We start from the raw sequence: 18,573 nt of genomic DNA, 5'->3' as shown, positions 1-18,573 counted from the left end.
GGCCAGGGCTGCGATGTTCTCCTGCGAGCCCGCGAGCCAGTACTGCAGCACCAGGAAGTAGATGCGCACATCCTGCGCCGTGCCGGGGATGAAGCGCAGGATCTTGGGCAGTCGGCGCAGCATCTTGAGCTGCTGGGCGCCGGCACTGGCCTTGCTCCGGTCATCGGCCCCGGCAGGCTTGCCACGCAGCCGACGCAGCATGGCCATGGGCCCGCCGGTGGCGCCGTCCATGCTGAAGCGGCCCATGCGGGTGAGCTTCATCACCTCGCCGGCCGACATGGCGCAGACCATGGCGTCGCAGTCGGCGCGGCGGGCACGCAAGGACTCGATGATGGGCAGGTAGTGCTCTTCCATGAAGAGCATGGTGACCACGACGATGTGGGCCTGCGCGATGTCGTTGCGGCAGCGCTGCAGGGCGTCGTCGCTGGTGGCCCAGTCCGCCGCCGCATGGACCGACAGCCAGGTGCCCGGCAGCGACCGCGCGAGCACTTGGTGTGCCCGTTCGGCCGCACTGCGCAGATGGCTGTCCATGGTGATCAGCACCACGCGCATGGCCACGGGCGGCTGGCGCGCCGCCGCCCGCGTCTCAACGACTGAAATGGGCTTTGGCATCGTAGAGGGTCTCGATGGTGATCCGGGACAGGCCACGGTCGAGCGCGAAGCGCTCGGTGTTGCGCCGGGCCTTGCCGCGCACGAAGAAGGGCACCTTGTCCAGCTCGCGCTGAGCCTCGGGCGCCCATTGCGCGGCACTGGCTGGCGCGGCTTCGTCGGATGGCGCCCGCACAGGTTCGGGACGGGCGACGGCATGGCCCAGGTGTGAGGCTGCAGCGTCTTCGCTGAACTCGAAGTCGCCCTTGAACATGGCCAGCAGGTGCTCCTCCAGTCCCATCATGAGCGGCTGGACCCAGGTGTCGAACAGCACGTTCGCGCCTTCGAAGCCCATCTGCGGCGCATGCCGGGCCGGAAAGTCCTGCACATGCATCGGCGCCGAGATCACCGCGCAGGGCAGGCCCAGGCGCTTGGCGATGTGGCGCTCCATCTGGGTGCCGAGCACGAGCTCGGGCGTGGCAGCGGCGATGGCCGCCTCCACCTCCAGGTAGTCGTCGCAGACCAGCGCCTCGATGCCGTGCAGTGCGGCCTCGGCCCGGAGTTCGCGCGCAAACTCGCGGCTGTAGCTTCCCAGCCCGACGACCTGGAAGCCGAACTCGCGGCTGGCCACGCGCGCCGCCGCGATGGCATGGGTGGCGTCGCCGAAGACGAACACGCGCTTGCCGGTGAGGTAGTTGGAGTCGACCGAAGCCGCATACCAGCCGCTGCGCGAATGATGCATGTCCACGCGGGCAGTGGCCTCGTGCGGGTCGAGGCCGGCGAGCGTCGCCACCTCTGCGATGAACGCGCGGGTGGCCTGCACGCCGATGGGTACGGTGCGGGTGTGCGGCTGGTCCAGCGTGCGTTGCAGCCAGGCGGCCGCGCTGTGGGCCGTCTCGGGGTAGAGCAGCACGTTGAAGTCGGCCTCGCCCAGACGGGTCAGGTCCTGGGGGCTGGCACCGAGCGGGGCGACCACGTTCACGGCCACACCCATCTGATCGAGCAGGCCGCGGATCTCGCGCAGGTCGTCGCGGTGCCGGAAGCCCAGGGCGGTCGGACCCAGGATGTTGCAGCGCGGTGGGGCGCCGGCCACGCGCGGCGTGCGCGTGCGCGGGGCCAGGCGTCGTACCAGCTGGTAGAAGGTCTCGGCGGCGCCCCAGTTCTCCTTCTTCTGGTAGGCCGGCAGCTCCAGCGGCACGACAGGGATCGGCAGCGCCAGCGCCTCGGCCAGGCCGCCGGGGTCGTCCTGGATCAGCTCTGCCGTGCATGAGGCGCCGACCAGCATCGCCTGCGGCCGGAAGCGGTCGTAGGCACTCTGCACGGCGGTCTTGAACAGCTCGGCGGTGTCGCCGCCGAGGTCGCGCGCCTGGAAGGTGGTGTAGGTGACCGGCGGTCGTTGGCTGCGCCGCTCGATCATGGTGAAAAGCAGGTCGGCGTAGGTGTCGCCCTGGGGCGCATGCAGCACGTAGTGCAGGCCGTGCATGCCGGTGGCCACCCGCATTGCGCCCACGTGCGGCGGGCCTTCGTAGGTCCAGAGTGTGAGCTGCATGGCGCTGCGTCCTCAGGCGGCCAGCAACTGCCGGCGCCGCAGCGGTCGGCTGAAGAGCGCGGCGAGATCGCCGGCCTGCTCGAAGCCCTGGATCGGGCTGAACACCAGCTCGATGGACCACTTGGTGGCAAAGCCCTCGGCCTCCAGCGGATTGGCCAGGCCCAGCCCGCACACCACCAGGTCGGGCACGGCGGCGCGACAGCGGTCGAGCTGCCGTTCGACGTCCTGGCCTTCGCTGAGCACGGTGCCGGCGGGCAGCCAGTCCAGCTCCTGTGCCATGTGCTGGCGATGAAGGTAGGGCGTGCCGACCTCGGTCAGCTGCATGCCCAGCTCGCGGGCGAGGAAGCGGGCCAGCGGCAACTCGAGTTGCGAATCAGGGAAGAAGAAGACCCGCTTGCCTTCAAGCTGCCGGCGATGCGGAGCCAGCGCGGCTTCGGCGCGTCGATGCGCTGGTGCGATGGCCGCCAGCGCATGCGCAGGCGGGATCTGCATGGCCTCGGCGGCGGCCATCAGCCAGGCGGCGCTGCCTTCGGCCCCGAGTGGGAAGGGCGCAGGAATGCGGTGGACACCGCGGCCCTCCAGCAGCCGCGCCGTCTCGGCCAGGAAGGGCTGGGCCAACAGCATCTGCGTGTGGGCACCGACGGCGGGCAACTGGCCGGCATGGCGGGCCGGAAGAAAGTCCACCCGCTCGATGCCCATGGCCGAGAACAGGCGCCGTAGCTGGCCCTCGATCACGTCGGCGAGCGTGCCCACGACCAGCAGCGAGCGCGGCTGCGCAGGCGCGGCTTCGGGAAGTCCCGGCACGAGCGCTGCCAGGCAGGCATCTTCGCCCTGCGTGAAGGTGGTCTCGATGCCGCTGCCGGAATAGTTCAGCACCCGCACACCCGCGTGCCGGCCGGACAGCCGCTGGGCCGCGCGTGACAGGTCGAGCTTGATCACTTCGGATGGGCATGAGCCCACCAGGAACAGCATGCGGATGTCGGGCCGCCGCTGCAGCAGCCGCGCCACGGCCCGGTCCAGTTCCTCGTTGGCATCGGCCAGGCCAGCCAGGTCGCGCTCGTCGATGATGGCGGTGGCGAAGCGCGGCTCGGCAAAGATCATCACGCCCGCGGCCGACTGAACCAAGTGCGCGCAGGTGCGCGAACCCACCACGAGGAAGAAGGCGTCCTGCATCTTGCGGTGCAGCCAGACGATGCCGGTGAGGCCGCAGAACACCTCGCGCTGGCCGCGCTCGCGCAGCACGGGCGCATCGGCGCAGCCGCTGTCCACCTGGATGGGGATGACCGCGCTCATCGCGCCACCCCCGCGGCCTGGCGGCGGGCGGCCCGCAGCTTGAGCACGAACTGGCCCGCGTTGATGGCGTAGCTGGCATAGGCCGCCAGCGCGATCGCCAGTTGCTGCGCTGGCGTGCCCCAGTCGTTCCACCAGGCCAGCAGGTAGGCCGTGTGCAGGCCCAGCACCAGCATGCCCAGCATGTCCTCCCAGAAGAAGGCCGGCGCGAAGAGCCAGCGGCCGAAGACCACCTTCTCCCAGAAGCAGCCCGTCACCATGATCAGGTAGAGCAGGCTGGTCTTCACCAGCACGCTCAGCACGGCGGCCTGCAGCCCCTGGCCAGTCCACAGGAAGCGCAACACCAGCGCCAGGCTGAGCAGGAAGGCCAGGAACTGCACGGGCGCCAGCACGGCCTGCACCAGGGTCCAGCGCGTGGCGTCGCGCCGCAGGCGCTGTTCTGCCGTGTACAGCGGAGGGCGCCGGCTCGACGACCGGCTGGATCGCAAGCGGGGCAGGGGGTACGAAGCCATGGGGCCAAATCTAGGCGCCCTGATCCGAAGTGTCAATTCAACATGACATCCATTGGACGTGACAGTTGGTAGGTGTTTGCCCTCCCCGATTGCAAAGTTCTTGACGCGGTGCTGACAGAGCGCGGACAGTTGGACCGGGGACAACCGCCTACAGAAGATGAGGCAACCGCCTACACAAGACGCGCGGCGCCCTGCCGGTAACGAGCGAAGGCTTCGATGCGGCAGCAGAGAACATGATCCGATTGGCATCGCTGCCTTCCTGCACGCTTCGGCGTAGGCCCGCCCGGTCCAGTGAACGGGGCAGGCTTGGCAGGCATCGCTGTGAGTCCACCCGAGGAGCGACGTGGTGGCAACAACAAGTTCCGATGAGTCCGATGGGGCTCGACCGGTGTCCGAGGGCGGCACCGGGGCCCGTGCCGGCGGCCAGCCGGCAGCCCCGCGTACCTGGGCCGCGCCGCGCCTCGTGTCCGACAACAGCGGCCATGCGCAACAGCTGTCCCGGGTGGTCGAGCACGAGATCATTCCGCGCCTGCTGCTCATGCACGCCCACACCACGGCGGCGGTGCGTCGGGAAGGCATCGTGCTGTCGAGCCAGCATGTGGTGGCGCTGGCGGAGCTCGCCGTTTCCGACGATCCGATGTGCGCCGTGCGCTACGTGCAGTCGCTCCAGGACGCGGGCGCGACGCCGCATCAGGTGCTGCTTGAGCTGCTTTCCCCCTGCGCGGCCCTCATGGGCCATTGGTGGTGCGAAGACACCTTCAACTTCACGCAGGTCACCACCGGGCTGTGCCGGCTGCAGCAGGCCCTGCGCCAGCAGGTCAGCGCGCAGCGGCCGCCGCTCGCCAGCGACGCACCGCGGATCCTGTTTGCCGCCCCGCCGCGCGCGCAGCACACCTTCGGCGCGGCCGTCGCTGCCGAGTGCTTCGCGCTTGCCGGCTGGGATGCCCGCGTCGCGCCCACCCAGGACTGGGACGAACTCAAGCAACTGCTTGCCGGGGAGGCCATCGACATCCTGGCGCTTTCCTTGTCCTGCGACAGCGATGTCGGGCAGGTGGCATCTGTTATCGTCGAACTGCGTACCGCGTCCAGCCAGAAGCGGCTCGGCGTGCTGGTCGGCGGACCGCTTGCCCTCGATCAACCCGACCTCGCCCAGCGCTGTTGCGCCGATGGCATGGCCCTGACGGCGGCTGCGGCCGTGGACCTTGCCAGACGGTGGTTGCAGGGCGTCGGGCGCTCTGCGCTGACCGATCCCCGTTGACGGGCGTTCGTTTGATTTGTCGACGCAGCCTCGCGCTGCCGCGAAGTGGAGTTGCGAAAGCCGTTGATGCACAACCCAAGTTCCTCCCTGGCGCCCGCGCCCGCGGGGCAGGCGTACCTGCAACTGCTGGACGCGGAATCGGGCATGCTGGCGACGGTGGTCCAGGCGGCATCCGACGTGGCACTGCTGATCGATCCGCAAGGCGTCATCCGCGAGGTGGTGATCGGCGCCGACGCGGCCCATGACCTCGCCGAGGCACCCGCCTGGGTGGGGCGCCGCTGGGTGGACACCGTCACGATCGAGAGCCGGCCCAAGATCCAGGCACTGACGGCGACCTTGCGTGGCGAAACGCCAGACTCCTCCACGACCGGCGGCGCCCGCCAGGTCAACCATCCCATCGCCGGCGGCCTTGATCTGCCCATCGCGTACCGCGTGGTGCCTGTCGGCGCCAGCGGCCATCTGCTGGCCCTCGGCCGCAACCTTCGCACGCTCGCGGCCGCGCAGCAGCGGCTGGTCGATGCGCAGCAGTCCATGGAGCGCGACTACCAGCGCCTGCGGCAGGCCGAGGCGCGCTACCGCCTGCTCTTCGAGGCGGTCGAAGATCCGCTCGTCGTGGTGGACGCCGTTTCGCTCAACGTGGTCGAGCTCAACGGCTCGGCGGCGCGCCTGCTGGGCACCTCGGTCCGGCGGCTGGCCCTGCGTCCGGCGCCCGAGCTGTTCGGCACGCAGTCGCAGCCCGACGTGCTCCTGCTGTTCGCGCAGACGCGCAGTTCGGGCCGCGCCGAAGTCCCGGGCGTCACCCTGGCCAGCGGTGCCAAGGTGCGCCTGGTCGGCTCGCTGTTCAAGCAGGATGGCGTCAGCTTCCTGCTGGTCCGCATGGTGCCGGCACAGGAGGCCGGGGCGGGTTCCACCACGTCGGGCTCGCTTCTGGACGTGATCAACGCCATGCCCGATGCCTTCGTGCTGTCGGACATGCAGGGCCGTGTCCTGGCCGCGAATGAAGCCTTCGTCGACATGCTGCAACTGCCCGCGGGCGAGGCTGTTGTCGGCCAGATGCTCGACCGCTGGCTCGGCCGCTCGACCGTCGACCTCAACGTGCTCATCGGCAACCTGCGTCAGCACGGCGTGCTGCGGCTCTTTCCGACGACGCTGCGTGCCGGCGACGGGCAGGCCACGGCCATCGAGATCTCTGCCGTGGCCGTGGCCGACGGCCCGCAACCCTGCCTGGGCTTCGCGATCCGTGACGTCACGCGCCGCCTGCCCGCCGAAGGGCGCAGCCAGCGGCAACTGCCCCGTTCGACCGACCAGCTCACCGGCTTGGTCGGCCGCCTGCCGTTGCGCGACATCGTGGGCGAGACCACCGACCTGATCGAGCGGCTGTGCATCGAGGCGGCGCTCGAGATCACCCGCGACAACCGCGCCTCGGCCGCCGAGATGCTCGGCCTGTCGAGACAGAGCCTGTACGTCAAGCTGCGGCGGTACGGCATCCACGAGTCTTCGGCCGACGCCACAGACTGAGCGCACACACAAACGCGCTTCGGTGTAAATCTAGATTGACATTTGTAGGTGTCAGCCCAGAATGGGTTGCATGCCCCTGCCGCGTCTGTCCGCGATCGCCGAGCTGCTCAAGCCCATCACTTGGTTTCCGCCGATGTGGGCCTTCGGATGCGGCGTCGTGGCCTCGGGCGTGTCGACCGATGGGCGCTGGCTGCTGATCGTCGCGGGCGTGCTGCTCGCAGGGCCTCTGGTGTGCGCCAGCAGCCAGGCCGTCAACGACTGGTTCGACCGGCATGTGGATGCCATCAACGAGCCGCAGCGGCCCATTCCTTCCGGCCGCCTGCCGGGCCGCTGGGGCCTGTACATCGCCGTCGCCTGGACGCTGCTGTCGCTCGCACTGGGGAGCGTGCTGGGACCGGTGGCGCTGCTCGCGGCCGGCGTCGGGCTGCTGCTGGCCTGGGCCTACAGCGCGCCGCCCATTCGGCTCAAGCGCAATGGCTGGTGGGGCAATAGCGCCTGCGCGCTGTGCTACGAAGGTCTGGCCTGGATCACCGGTGCGGCCGTGATGGCGGCCGGCACCTGGCCCGAGTCGAGGTCGCTGGGGCTGGCGCTGCTCTACAGCCTGGGTGCGCACGGGATCATGACGCTCAACGACTTCAAGTCCATCGATGGCGATCGCCGCATGGGCATCGCGTCGCTGCCCGTGCAACTGGGCGTCGATGGCGCCGCCCGCGTCGCCTGTCTGGCCATGGCTTTGCCGCAGCTCGTGGTGGTCGGCCTGCTGTGGCATTGGGACGCGCAGGTGCATGCGGCGGCGGTCGGCGTGCTGCTGGCGGTGCAGCTGCTGCTGATGCGCCGCTTTCTGGCGGCACCGCTGGCGCGCGCCACCTGGTACAGCGCGCTGGGCATCAACTTCTTCGTCATCGGCATGCTGGTCAGCGCCTTCGCGCTGCGCTCGGGAGGATGAATGAGCGTCCCTGAACTCCGCTGGCGCGGCGTGATGCGCCTGGGTCTGGTGCAGATGGCGCTGGGTGCGGTCGTGGTGCTGGCCACCTCGACCCTGAACCGCGTGATGGTGGTGGAACTGGCTCTGCCGGCCCTGCTGCCCGGCTGCCTGCTGGCGCTGCACTATGCGGTGCAGATCAGCCGGCCCCGCATGGGCCACGGCTCGGACGGCAGCCGGCGCCGCACGCCGTGGATCCTGGGCGGCATGGCGGTGCTCGCCGGAGGCGGTGTGCTGGCCGCGATGGCCACCGCCTGGATGGGGTCCGCGCCGCTTGCGGGCATGCTGCTGGCGGCCATGGCCTTCGTGTTGATCGGCCTGGGCGTGGCGGCCGCAGGCACGTCGCTGCTGGCGCTGCTGGCCAGCCGTGTGTCGCCGCAGCGGCGAGCGGGCGCGGCCACCACGGTGTGGACCCTGATGATCGCGGGCTTCGTGGTCACGGCTGGCGGGGCGGGCGCCTTCCTCGATCCGTATTCGCCGCAGCGGCTGGTGCTGGTGTCGCTGGTTGTGTCGACCCTGGCCTTCGTGCTGGCAGCGGTGGCGCTGTGGGGTGTGGAAGATGCGGTACCCGTCCCGACCGAAGCGCCGGCGACGTCCCAGCCGCCGTTCCGCGCGGCCCTGCGCGAGGTCTGGCAGGAGCCGCAGGCGCGCCGCTTCACCTTCTTCGTGCTGGTGTCGATGGTGGCCTTCAGCGCCCAGGACCTGATCCTGGAGCCCTTTGCCGGGGCGGTCTTCGGCTACACGCCGGGCGCCTCCACGCAACTGGCCGGTGTCCAGCACGGCGGCACGCTGGCCGGCATGATGCTGGCGGCCCTGGCCGGGCGCCATGGCTTCGGCAGCCTGCGCCAATGGGTGATCGGCGGTTGCATCGCGTCGGGTGGTGCGTTGGTCGGGCTGGCGGCGGCAGGGCGCATCGGCATGGGCTGGCCGCTGGCGGCAAATGTCTTCCTGCTGGGGATGGCCACCGGCGCTTTTTCCATCGCGGCCATCGGCTCGATGATGCGGCTGGCCGGCGAGGGGCGCGGCGGCACTGAAGGCCTGCGGCTGGGCGTGTGGGGCGCGGCGCAGGCGGTGGCCTTCGCGGCCGGCGGGCTGGTGGGCACCGGTGCCAGCGACCTCGCGCGCTGGCTGCTGGCGGATGTGGGCCATGCGTACGCGGCCGTGTTCCTGTTCGAGGCGCTGCTGTTCTTGGCGGCGGCGCAACTGGCGGCCGGTGTGGAGCCCGCCGCGCGTGTCGCAGCGCCACCGCTTCGTCCCCGCGGACCCCTGCCTGTCGCGGCGCGCGGCCGCCCCGGGGCCCATCCATGAACGGCCACGACTTCGAAGCCGACACCTGCGATGCCGTGGTGGTCGGCGGTGGCCCGGCCGGCGCCACCGCCGCCGACGATTTGGCGCGTGCCGGTTGCCGCGTGCTGCTGATCGACCGCGCCGGCCGCATCAAGCCCTGCGGCGGCGCCGTGCCGCCGCGCCTGCTGGAGGAATTCGCCATTCCGACTTCGCTGCTGGTGGCGCGCGCCGAATCGGCCCGCATGGTCGCGCCGAGCCGCCGCATGGTCGACATCCCGATCGAGGGCGGCTGCGTCGGCATGGTTGACCGCGAGCAGTTCGATCCGTGGCTGCGCCGCCGGGCTGCCGCCCACGGTGCCGTGCTGGTCGATGCGGTCGTCGAACGCATCGACCGTGACCCGGACGGCACGGCGGTGGTGGTCCATCGGCTGCCGGGGGGCGCCATGCGGCGCCAGCGCACGCGCGTCATCATCGGCGCCGATGGCGCGCGCTCGCGCATCGCGCAGCAGACGGTGCCGGGCGCGCAGCAGGGGCGGTGTGTCTTCGCCTACCACGAGATCGTGGCGACGCCGGACAGACCGGCCGCCCAGGCTGCGCCGAGCCGCTGCGAGGTGCACTACGACGCGACGCTCTCGCCCGACTTCTACGGCTGGGTGTTTCCGCACGGCGCGACCATCAGCATCGGCACGGGCAGCGCCGACCGGGGCTTTTCGCTGCGTCAGGGCGTGACGCGCCTGCGCGAGCGTGTCGGCCTGGGCAGCGCCGATACGCTGCGACGGGAGGGCGCTCCCATTCCCATGAAGCCGCTGCCCCGTTGGGACAACGGCCGCGACGTGGTGCTGGCCGGCGATGCGGCGGGCGTGGTGGCGCCGGCGTCGGGCGAAGGCATCTACTACGCCATGCTCAGTGGCCGGCTCGCGGCCCAGGCATGCGCGGCGCTGCTGCAGGGCGCGGGGCCGGCCGTGCTGGCGCAGCCGCGCCGGCAGTTCATGCGCCTGCATGGCCGTGTGTTCTGGGTGCTCGAGCTGATGCAGCGCTTCTGGTACGGCAGCGATGGCCGTCGCGAGCGCTTCGTCAGCATCTGCCGGGACCGGGACGTACAGCAGCTGACGTTCGACGCCTACATGCACAAGCGGCTGGTGCGGGCGCGACCGCTGGCGCACGTGCGCATCTTCCTGAAGGACTTGGCTCATCTCCTTGGAGTGGTCCGTGCCTGAATCCGGTCCTGCTGAACGCGTTTGGGCGTGTCTCCCGTTGTGGTCGGGGCCGCGACGTGCCGCCACGCCGGACTGATCCATGGACCCCATCCACACCCGGCTCGTCGATGCGGCACTGGCTGTCGCGGTGACGGAGCTCGTGGTTCTGCTGGCCCTGAGGCGGCCGGCGCTGGCCTGGACCCTGGCGGCCGGGCTGGCGCTGATGGTCGCGCTCCGGTTGGCCGTTGCCGGCGCAGGACCGGTCAGCGTTGCGCTGGCGCTCGCTGCCGGCGGGCTCGTGCATGTCATCGACCTGAAGCGCCGTTGGGCCGCGCAGGGCGGGGACCGTGCGTCGTTGTCAGTCTCTCCCCCCACGAAGGAAAAACCATGAATAACCGTCGTCACTTCATCCGCATCGTGCCGCTGGCCGGGGCGGCCATGCTGTCCTCGCGCGTCGCCTGGTCGCAGGCCATGGTCGACGAGAAGGATGCCCAGGCCATGTCGCTGGGCTATGTCTCCGACGCGGCTCGCGTCGACAAGGCCAAGTACAAGAACTATGTCGCCGGCAGCCATTGCGGTGCCTGCGCCCTGTTCCAGGGCAAGCCGGACGCGGCGAGTGGCCCCTGCGCGCTGTTCCCCGGCAAGCAGGTGTCCAGCAAGGGCTGGTGTAGCGCCTTCGCCAAGAAGGCCTGAGGCTGCGGAGCGGGTCGCATGCAGCTGCAGCGCCTGCTTCCACCCGATCTGCCGGAGCGTGCGGCGCTGGCGCTGGAGGTGCATGCGAGACCGTCCGAGACGCTCGCCGCCCCGGCCCGTGCCAGCCACGTGGCCGTGCTGATCGACGCCGACGCCCGCGACGAGGAGCTCGAACACCTCCGTCGCCTGTGCCGGCAATGCCACGTCTCCCCACCGCTGGCTGGCGACCAGCAGTGGAGCGGCAACCTGGGCCCGCTTCGCATGGTGTGGGAGCGCCATGGGGAGTTCTCCACCTATACCGTGCTGATCGCCGGGCACGCCGATGCGCCCTTCGCGCAGGTGGCCGCGGCGCTGTTGCCTGCGGGCTGGCTTGCCGGGCTGCCGGGCAGCACTGTGCATGCTTGCCATGCCGAGATCCTGCCGGCCCCCGCCGGCCAGGACATCGACTGGGCCGATCTTCAACAGTCCGCCTTCGGCGGCAACCTGCTGGTCGCCTCGGAGATCGGCGGCGGCGTGGCGCTGGCCTGCTCCGACTTCCGGCTGCATGTCGATGGCTTCGGCCGTTGCCTGCTCTTCGACTGCGGCATGGACCCGATGCTGGCCGGGCGCATGCTGCAGCGGCTGCTGGAGATCGAGGTCTACCGCATGATGGCCCTGCTGGCCTTCCCGATGGCGCGGCGACTGTCGCCGCGCATCCAGGCCATCGAGCAGTCGCTGGCCGCCCTGACCGACGACATCGCCCGCGCCGGCAGCGACACCGACGACGATGGCGATGCGACCCTGCTCGCGCCCCTGACCCGCCTGGCGGCCGAGGTCGAGAGCGGCCTGTCGGCCAGCCAGTTCCGCTTCGGCGCCTGCCGGGCCTATGCCGAGCTGGTGCGCACCCGCATCGAGGAACTGCGCGAGCGCAGGCTGCCGGGGCACCAGTCCATCGGCGAGTTCATGGCCCGCCGCTTCACGCCGGCGGTCGCCACCGTGGCCACCGTGTCGCAGCGCCTGCACGACCTGTCGGAGCGCGTGTCGCAGGCGAGCCATCTGCTGAGCACCCGCGTGGGCATCGCCAGCGAGCGGCAGAACAACGCGCTGCTGGCCAGCATGGACCGGCGGGCGCGCCTGCAACTGCGGCTGCAGCAGACGGTGGAGGGCCTGTCGGTGGCTGCCATCGTCTACTACCTCGCCGGCGTGGTCGGCTACCTGGTCAAGGGCGGCGAGGCGTTGGGCCTGCCGCTGAACACGCCGATGGTGGTCGGCCTGAGCGTGCCGCTGTTCGCGCTCTTCGCCCTGTTCGCCGTCCGGCGTGCCCGTCGGCATGCGCATGACAGCGGCGCCGACTGAGCGCCTATCGAAAGACCCGATGCCCGCACCCTTTCCCTTCAGCGCGATCGTCGGCCAGGACGAGATGAAGCTGGCCGTGCTGATGGCCGCCGTCGAGCCGGCCCTGGGCGGTGTGCTGGTGCTGGGCGACCGCGGCACCGGCAAGAGCACGGCGGTGCGCGCGCTGGCGGCCCTGCTGCCGCCCATGCGCGCGGTCGACGGCTGCCCCTACCACTGCGATCCGGCGCAGCGTTGCGGCCACTGCATGCCGGGCGCGAAGACGGTGACGCGGCCGGTGCCCGTGGTCGACCTGCCCCTGGGCGCCAGCGAGGACCGCATCGTCGGCGCGCTGGACCTGGAGCGCGCCCTGGCCAGCGGCCAGAAGGTCTTCGAGCCCGGCCTGCTGGCGCGGGCGCATCGCGGCTTCCTCTACATCGACGAGGTCAACCTGCTCGAGGACCACCTGGTCGACCTGCTGATCGACGTGGCGGCGTCGGGCGAGAACGTGGTCGAGCGCGACGGCCTGTCGGTGCGGCATCCCGCCCGCTTCGTGCTCATCGGCAGCGGCAACCCGGAAGAGGGCGAGCTGCGGCCCCAACTGCTGGACCGCTTCGGCCTGTCGGTGGAGGTGCACACGCCGACGGCATTGCCCGAGCGGGTGGCGGTGATCAAGCGGCGCGATGCCTACGAGCGTGACCCGGAGGCCTTCGAGGCCCAGTGGGCCAAGGAGGATGCCAAGGTGCGCCGCCGCATCGTGCGGGCCCGTGCGCAGATCAAGGACGTGGCGGTGGACGACGCGATGCTCACGCATTGCGCCGCGCTCTGCCAGCATCTGGGCAGCGATGGCCTGCGCGGCGAGCTGACGCTGATGCGCGCCGCGCGTGCGTTGGCGGCGCTCGATGGCGACACGGCCGTGCAACTCACGCACCTGCGCCGGATCGCTGCGCCGGCTCTGCGGCACCGCATGCGCCGCGATCCGCTGGATGACACCGGCTCCACGGAGCGCATCGAGAAGGCAGTGGCGGAGCTCTGGCCGTGACCGGCCCCGCCGACCGGGCGGCAGGTTGGGCGGCGCGGCTGCTGGCGCTGGACCCGCGTGGCCTGGGCGGTGTGGTGCTTCGGGGGGCGCCCGGTCCGTTGCGCGAAATGCTGCTCGATGCGCTGCGCGGCTTGCTGCCGCGCGCTGCGCCCTGGCTGCGCTGCCCGCTGCAGGTGGACGACCGCAGCCTGCTCGGCGGGGCCGACCTGGCCCTGAGCCTGGCTGCCGGCCGCACCGTGGTGCAGCCTGGCCTGGTCGAGCGTGCGCGGGGCGGCGTGCTGGTGCTGCCGATGGCCGAGCGCGCCGGTGCCGCGCTGGCCGGGCGGCTCGCCCAGGCCCTGGACGAGGGCGGCTTTCTGCTGGTCGCGCTGGACGAAGGTCAGGGGGCGGACGAAGGATTGGCTGCCTGCCTGGCCGAGCGACTGGGCCTCTGCCTGGATGGCCGCGTGCTCGACGCCGGATGGCCCGCGCCACCGCCCGGCGACCGCCTTTCCGAGGTGCGCGAGCGTTGGCGGCAAATGCGCTTCGATGATCCGACGGCGCAGGCGCTGGACGCCTGCGCCGCGGCGCTCGGCATCGGCGGCCTGCGCGCCCCCTGGCAGGCCTGGCGCGCCGCCAGCGCCGTCGCGGCCTGGCAAGGGCACGCCCAGGTGACGCAGGAGGACGCGGAGCTGGCGGCCCGCCTGGTGCTTGCGCCTCGCGCACGCGCGGTGCCGTCATCGGGCGACTCCGCCAATGCCCCACCCGACGAGGCGAAGGAGGCGGCGGATGCGGGCCGCGAACTCCCATCCACGCCGCCCGAGGCGGACCCTGCCGACGCGCGCGACGCCCCCTCTTCCGACACCGCCGCGGAACCCGATGAACGCCCCGCACAGCCCCTGGACGAGCGCCTGATCGCCGCCGCGCAGGCCGCCATGCCGGCCGACCTGCTGGCGCTGCTCGCGAGCGGCGTCGGGCCGCGCCGCGGCGCTTCCGGTGGCCGCCAGGGCCAGGCTACCCGTGCGGCCACCGCCGGCCGGCCATTGCCATCGCGCCGCGGCTCGCCGCGTGGCGCCCAGCGCCTGGACCTGATCGCCACCCTGCGCGCGGCCCTGCCCTGGCAGGGCGTGCGCGCGCAGGAGCGCATGCGCCAATCCCTGCCGCCTGCCGCGTCGCGCTGGCAGATCCGCCGCGACGACCTGCATGTGCGTCGCCATCAGCGACCCGCGCAGACCACGACCATCTTCGTGGTCGATGCGTCCGGCTCGCAGGCGCTGCATCGACTGGCCGAAGCCAAGGGTGCTGTCGAGCTGCTGCTGGCCGATTGCTATGTGCGGCGCGACCAGGTGGCCCTCGTCGCCTTCCGTGGCGCAGGCGCCGAGGTGCTGCTGCCGCCCACGCGCTCGCTGGTGCGCGCGCGGCGCGCCCTCACGGACCTGCCCGGTGGCGGCGGCACGCCCCTGGCCGCCGGCATCGAGGCGGGCTGGCGCCTGGCGGCCGCCCTTCAGTCGCGCGAAGGGGTGCGGGCGCAACTGGTCTTCCTCACGGACGGGCGTGCCAACGTCGACAGGCAGGGCCAGGGCGGCCGGGCCCGGGCCATGGCCGACGCGCGGCAGATGGCGCGGCAGTTCGGCGGCAGCGGCATGACCAGCCTGCTGATCGACACCTCGGTGCGGCCGCAGCCCGAGTCGGCGGAGCTGGCCCGCCTGATGCGCGCGCGCTACCTGGCCTTGCCGCAAGCGCGGCCGCAGGCGCTGCACCAGGCCGTCACGGCGATGCTCTGACCGCGGGCGCGCTCAACGCATCAGCTCGCCGAGCAACTCGGCCACCAACGTCGGCGCCTCTTCGTGCGCCAGATGGCCCAACCCTGGGAGCGCCCGCCAACGGGCATCGGGCAACTCGCGCGCCAGCCGCTCGGACTGTGCACTCGGCACGGTGGTGTCGCGCAGACCGGCTGCGAGCATCAACGGCACGCCTGGGGGGGCCAGCCGCGCGCGCAATGCCGGCACCAGCGGCGCCACGTCCCAGTGCGCCATCATCTGCAGTGCGCCGGCCAGGTGCGAAGGCTGGCGCAGCAGGCCCTGGTAATGGGCGATTTCGTCCGCACCCAGGCGGGAGCCGGTCGAATCCACCAGCCGCTGCACCGCCCGGGTTTGCGAGGCCGCCTGCGCGGCCAGCCAGGGCAGCATCGGCAGCCACGTGAGCCCCCGCGCCAGCACCGGGAAGACGGCGCCTGCGACGCCCCGCAGCGGCAGCAACGCGCCGTTGAGACTCAGCAGCGCGCGGGCGTCGCGCAGCGCGCCGTCCAGCCAAAGCTGCAGCATCAACGCCGCGCCGGCCGAGTGCCCGACCACCGCCACGGGCGATATCCGCTGCTCGTGCATCAGTGCCGCCAACGCCCGCGCCATGCGGGGCAGGCTGGCCACGCCGTCGGCGAAGCCCTCGGTGCCCCCATGGCCGGGCAGGTCGGGCACCAGCAGGGAGTGTCTGGTCGCCAGGGACGTGGCGCAGGCCGCCCAGGACAGGCCCGACGAGCCCGTGCCGTGCAGCAGAAGAACCCATGGCCCGGCCGCGGGCACAGGGGTGCGACGTACACGCCAGCGCAGCCCACCCGCGGCAGCGTCGACGGCTTGCAAGGGCTCAGGGTTCAGGAGCATGTCGATCCATTGTCAATCAAACATGACACTAATAGCATCGGATTCATGTTGACACCTGCTTGGCAAGGTGACGACCGGCCTCACGCGGTGGTCATCGGCAGCGGCTTCGGCGGCCTGGCGGCCGGGGTCCGGCTGGGTGCGCGCGGCTACCGGGTCACCGTACTCGAACGGCTGGACGCGCCGGGCGGGCGCGCCTACGTGTACCGGCAGGACGGCTTCACCTTCGACGCCGGCCCGACGGTGATCACCGCGCCCTTCCTGTTCGAGGAGCTGTGGCAGTTGTGCGGCCGACGGCTGGCCGACGACGTGCAGCTGCGGCCCGTCAGCCCCTTCTACCGCGTGCGCTTCGACGACGGCACCGTGTTCGACTACAGCGGCGATGCCGCCGCCATGCGGGCCGAGGTGGCGCGCATCGCGCCGGAAGACGTGGCGGGCTACGAGCGCTTCCTGCAGGCCAGCCGCGACATCTACGCCGTGGGCTTCGAGCAGTTGGGCGACCAGCTCTTCGACCGCTTCGCGGACATGGCGGCAGCGCTGCCGCAGCTGCTGCGGCTGCAGGGCTACCGCTCCGTCTATGGCCTGGCCTGCCGCCATGTGCGCCACGAGAAACTGCGCGTGCTGCTGACCTTCCAGTCGCTGCTGGTGGGTGGCAACCCCTTCCAGACCACCTCGGTCTACTGCCTGATCGCGCACCTGGAGCGGCGCTTCGGCGTGCATTTCGCCATGGGCGGCACCGGCCGGCTGGTGCAGGGCCTCGTGGGCCTGCTCGAAGGGCAGGGCGCCCGCGTGCGATGTAACAGCACGGTCGAGGAGATCCTGACAGAGGGCGGTGCCGCCCGCGGCGTGCGCCTGGCGAGCGGCGAGCGCATCGCGGCCGACGTGGTGGTCTCCAACGCCGATGCCGCATTCACCTACGGCCGCCTGCTGGGCCGCGTGCCGCGGCGGCGCTGGACGGATGCACGGTTGCGGCGCGCGCGTTATTCGATGAGCCTGTTCGTCTGGTACTTCGGCACGCGGCGGCAGTACCCGGACGTGGCGCACCACAGCATCCTGCTCGGTCCGCGCTACCGCGGCCTGCTCGACGACATCTTCGTGAAGCAGCACCTGGCCGACGACTTCAGCCTGTACCTGCACCGGCCCACCGCCACCGACCCGGCCCTGGCCCCGCCGGGCTGCGACGCCTTCTACGTTCTGGCGCCAGTGCCGCATCTGGACAGCGGCACCGACTGGCGCGCGCAGGCCGAGCCCTATCGCCGGGCCATCGCCGACCGGCTGGCCGCCACGGTGCTGCCAGGGCTGCACACGCAGCTCGCCACCTCGCACATGCTGACGCCGCAGGACTTCCAGGACCGACTGCTGTCGGTCAAGGGGGCAGCCTTCTCCTTCGCGCCGCACCTCACGCAGAGCGCCTGGTTCCGGCCGCACAACCGCAGCGAGGAAGTGCGCAACCTCTACCTCGTTGGTGCCGGCACGCATCCCGGCGCCGGCCTGCCGGGTGTGCTGACATCGGCCAAGGTGCTCGACCGGCTGGTGCCGCATGCCGACGCGCTGCGCCGCGGCCAGACCGATCCGCAGGACATGCCCCATGGCCATCGCGCCCACCGTCCGGCTTGAGCCGCATCTGGCCCGCCACTGGGCCGCCGACGTGGCCGCCTGCCGCACGAGCCTGCGCCACAACAGCCGCACCTTCCACACCGCGTCGCTGCTGCTGCCGCGGCGCGTGCGCGAACCGGCTACCGTGCTCTACGGCTTCTGCCGGCTGGCCGATGACGCGGTGGACGAGCCGCTGGCGCCGCGCGATGCGGTGGACCGGCTGCGCGAGCGGCTGGACCGCGTCTACGCCGGCACGCCCATCACCGTGCCCAGCGACCGGGCGCTGGCGGCCGTGGTGGCCATGTACGGCGTGCCGCGGGCCTTGCCCGATTTCCTGATCGACGGCCTGGCCTGGGACGTCGAAGGCCGCCAGTACGACACGCTGGCCGAGCTGCAGGCCTACGCCGCCCGCGTGGCCGGCGCGGTCGGCGCCATGATGAGCCTGCTGATGGAGACCCGCGCGCCGCAGGCCCTGGCCCGCGCCTGCGACCTGGGCGTGGCCATGCAGCTGTCGAACATCGCACGCGACGTGGGCGAGGACGCGGGCAACGGCCGGCTCTACCTGCCGCGTGACTGGCTGCGCGAGGCGGGCATCGATCCCGCGGCATGGCTCGCGAAGCCGCAGCCCGATCCACGCGTCGATGCCGTCGTGCTGCGCCTGCTGGCCGAGGCCGATCGGCTGTACGCGCAGGCCTCCGCGGGCGTCGGCTGCCTGCCGCTGGACTGCCGGCCCGGCATCAATGCCGCGCGGCTGCTCTATGCCGGCATCGGCCATGCGGTGCGCCGGGCCGGCGGCGATGGCGTGCGGCACCGGGCCCGGGTGCCGGGCTGGCGCAAGGCGGCCCTGATGGTCCGCGCCGGCCTGCAGCTGTGGCCCTCCGACGTCGCGCTGCAGGCACCCAGCCTGCCGGCCAACCAGCCGCTGCTCGATGCGGTGGCGGCCTCGGCCATGCCGCAGCGGCCGGGTCGCGCGGAATTCGTGATCGATCTGTTCGAGCGCCTGGCCCGCGACGAGCGCGCGGCGCGCCGGTGGCGCGGGCAGGGGCTCGTGCGAGGAGAGCTGGAATGAGCCTGATGGCGCTGGGCCTGAACCATGCCAGTGCACCGCTGGACCTGCG

General features: G+C 71.7%; 17 protein-coding genes. 12 read left to right on the top strand and 5 right to left on the bottom strand.

What is annotated here, in order from left to right:
- The 4 genes from QZ772_RS20460 to bchF all read right to left on the bottom strand — a co-directional run.
- Positions 1-612, bottom strand: a 612-nt coding sequence (locus tag QZ772_RS20460) for a DUF3479 domain-containing protein (RefSeq protein ID WP_295530202.1), incomplete at its 3' end; no start/stop codon positions are given.
- Positions 587-2,137, bottom strand: coding sequence for a ferredoxin:protochlorophyllide reductase (ATP-dependent) subunit B (gene bchB, locus QZ772_RS20455; protein ID WP_295530199.1), 1,551 nt, complete (start codon positions 2,135-2,137; stop codon positions 587-589). The genes QZ772_RS20460 and bchB, both read right to left, overlap by 26 nt.
- Before the next feature lie 12 nt (positions 2,138-2,149).
- On the bottom strand, positions 2,150-3,430 hold the full coding sequence (locus QZ772_RS20450) for a ferredoxin:protochlorophyllide reductase (ATP-dependent) subunit N (protein WP_295530196.1): 1,281 nt from the start codon (positions 3,428-3,430) through the stop codon (positions 2,150-2,152).
- Entirely contained in the window at positions 3,427-3,939 is a 513-nt protein-coding gene (bchF, locus tag QZ772_RS20445) for a 2-vinyl bacteriochlorophyllide hydratase (RefSeq protein WP_295530193.1), read from the bottom strand. The genes QZ772_RS20450 and bchF overlap by 4 nt, the downstream gene beginning before the upstream one ends.
- A 463-nt stretch (positions 3,940-4,402) precedes the next feature.
- Here bchF and QZ772_RS20440 point away from each other — a divergent pair, with 463 nt between their 5' ends.
- The 10 genes from QZ772_RS20440 to QZ772_RS20395 all read left to right on the top strand — a co-directional run bounded on the left by QZ772_RS20440 (position 4,403) and on the right by QZ772_RS20395 (position 14,989).
- Positions 4,403-5,197, top strand: a complete 795-nt coding sequence (locus QZ772_RS20440) for a hypothetical protein (RefSeq protein WP_295530190.1) — start codon at positions 4,403-4,405, stop codon at positions 5,195-5,197.
- Positions 5,198-5,263: 66 nt separating this feature from the next.
- Positions 5,264-6,715: a transcriptional regulator PpsR gene (gene ppsR, locus QZ772_RS20435; protein ID WP_295530186.1), complete on the top strand. Its 1,452-nt coding sequence runs from the start codon at positions 5,264-5,266 to the stop codon at positions 6,713-6,715.
- Positions 6,716-6,785: 70 nt separating this feature from the next.
- On the top strand, positions 6,786-7,661 hold the full coding sequence (chlG, locus tag QZ772_RS20430) for a chlorophyll synthase ChlG (protein WP_295530183.1): 876 nt from the start codon (positions 6,786-6,788) through the stop codon (positions 7,659-7,661).
- Entirely contained in the window at positions 7,662-9,005 is a 1,344-nt protein-coding gene (locus tag QZ772_RS20425; protein ID WP_295530180.1) for a BCD family MFS transporter, read from the top strand.
- On the top strand, positions 9,002-10,201 hold the full coding sequence (locus tag QZ772_RS20420) for a geranylgeranyl diphosphate reductase (RefSeq protein ID WP_295530177.1): 1,200 nt from the start codon (positions 9,002-9,004) through the stop codon (positions 10,199-10,201). Before QZ772_RS20425 ends, QZ772_RS20420 begins: the two co-directional genes overlap by 4 nt.
- A gap of 79 nt (positions 10,202-10,280) precedes the next feature.
- Positions 10,281-10,571 carry a hypothetical protein gene (locus tag QZ772_RS20415; protein ID WP_295530174.1) on the top strand — a complete coding sequence of 97 codons (291 nt, stop codon included), beginning with the start codon at positions 10,281-10,283 and terminating at the stop codon, positions 10,569-10,571.
- Positions 10,568-10,873 (top strand): high-potential iron-sulfur protein, encoded by a 306-nt coding sequence (locus tag QZ772_RS20410; RefSeq protein WP_295530171.1) that lies wholly within the window; start codon positions 10,568-10,570, stop codon positions 10,871-10,873. The genes QZ772_RS20415 and QZ772_RS20410 overlap by 4 nt, the downstream gene beginning before the upstream one ends.
- A gap of 18 nt (positions 10,874-10,891) precedes the next feature.
- A complete protein-coding gene (locus tag QZ772_RS20405; protein ID WP_295530168.1) occupies positions 10,892-12,208 on the top strand; it encodes a DUF3422 family protein in 1,317 nt (438 codons plus the stop codon).
- 19 nt (positions 12,209-12,227) lie between these two features.
- Entirely contained in the window at positions 12,228-13,226 is a 999-nt protein-coding gene (gene bchI, locus QZ772_RS20400; protein WP_295530165.1) for a magnesium chelatase ATPase subunit I, read from the top strand.
- Positions 13,223-14,989, top strand: coding sequence for a magnesium chelatase subunit D (locus QZ772_RS20395; RefSeq protein ID WP_295530162.1), 1,767 nt, complete (start codon positions 13,223-13,225; stop codon positions 14,987-14,989). Before bchI ends, QZ772_RS20395 begins: the two co-directional genes overlap by 4 nt.
- A gap of 12 nt (positions 14,990-15,001) precedes the next feature.
- Here the strand turns inward: QZ772_RS20395 and bchO are convergent, their stop codons facing one another.
- Complete coding sequence (bchO, locus tag QZ772_RS20390) at positions 15,002-15,862, bottom strand: alpha/beta fold hydrolase BchO (RefSeq protein WP_295530159.1); 861 nt, start codon at positions 15,860-15,862, stop codon at positions 15,002-15,004.
- A gap of 45 nt (positions 15,863-15,907) precedes the next feature.
- Between bchO and QZ772_RS20385 the strand changes: the two genes are divergently transcribed.
- The gene (locus QZ772_RS20385; RefSeq protein WP_295530156.1) at positions 15,908-17,476 is read left to right on the top strand and encodes a phytoene desaturase; all 1,569 of its coding nucleotides are present in this window, start codon (positions 15,908-15,910) and stop codon (positions 17,474-17,476) included.
- A complete protein-coding gene (locus QZ772_RS20380; protein ID WP_295530153.1) occupies positions 17,448-18,524 on the top strand; it encodes a phytoene/squalene synthase family protein in 1,077 nt (358 codons plus the stop codon). The genes QZ772_RS20385 and QZ772_RS20380 overlap by 29 nt, the downstream gene beginning before the upstream one ends.
- Positions 18,525-18,573: the final 49 nt, after the last annotated feature.

The sequence above is a fragment of the uncultured Pseudacidovorax sp. genome (genome assembly GCF_913773995.1).
GTDB lineage: Bacteria > Pseudomonadota > Gammaproteobacteria > Burkholderiales > Burkholderiaceae_C > Xenophilus.
The sequence above is the reverse complement of the archived record's forward strand: the minus strand, read 5'-3'. Positions and strand labels throughout refer to the sequence as shown.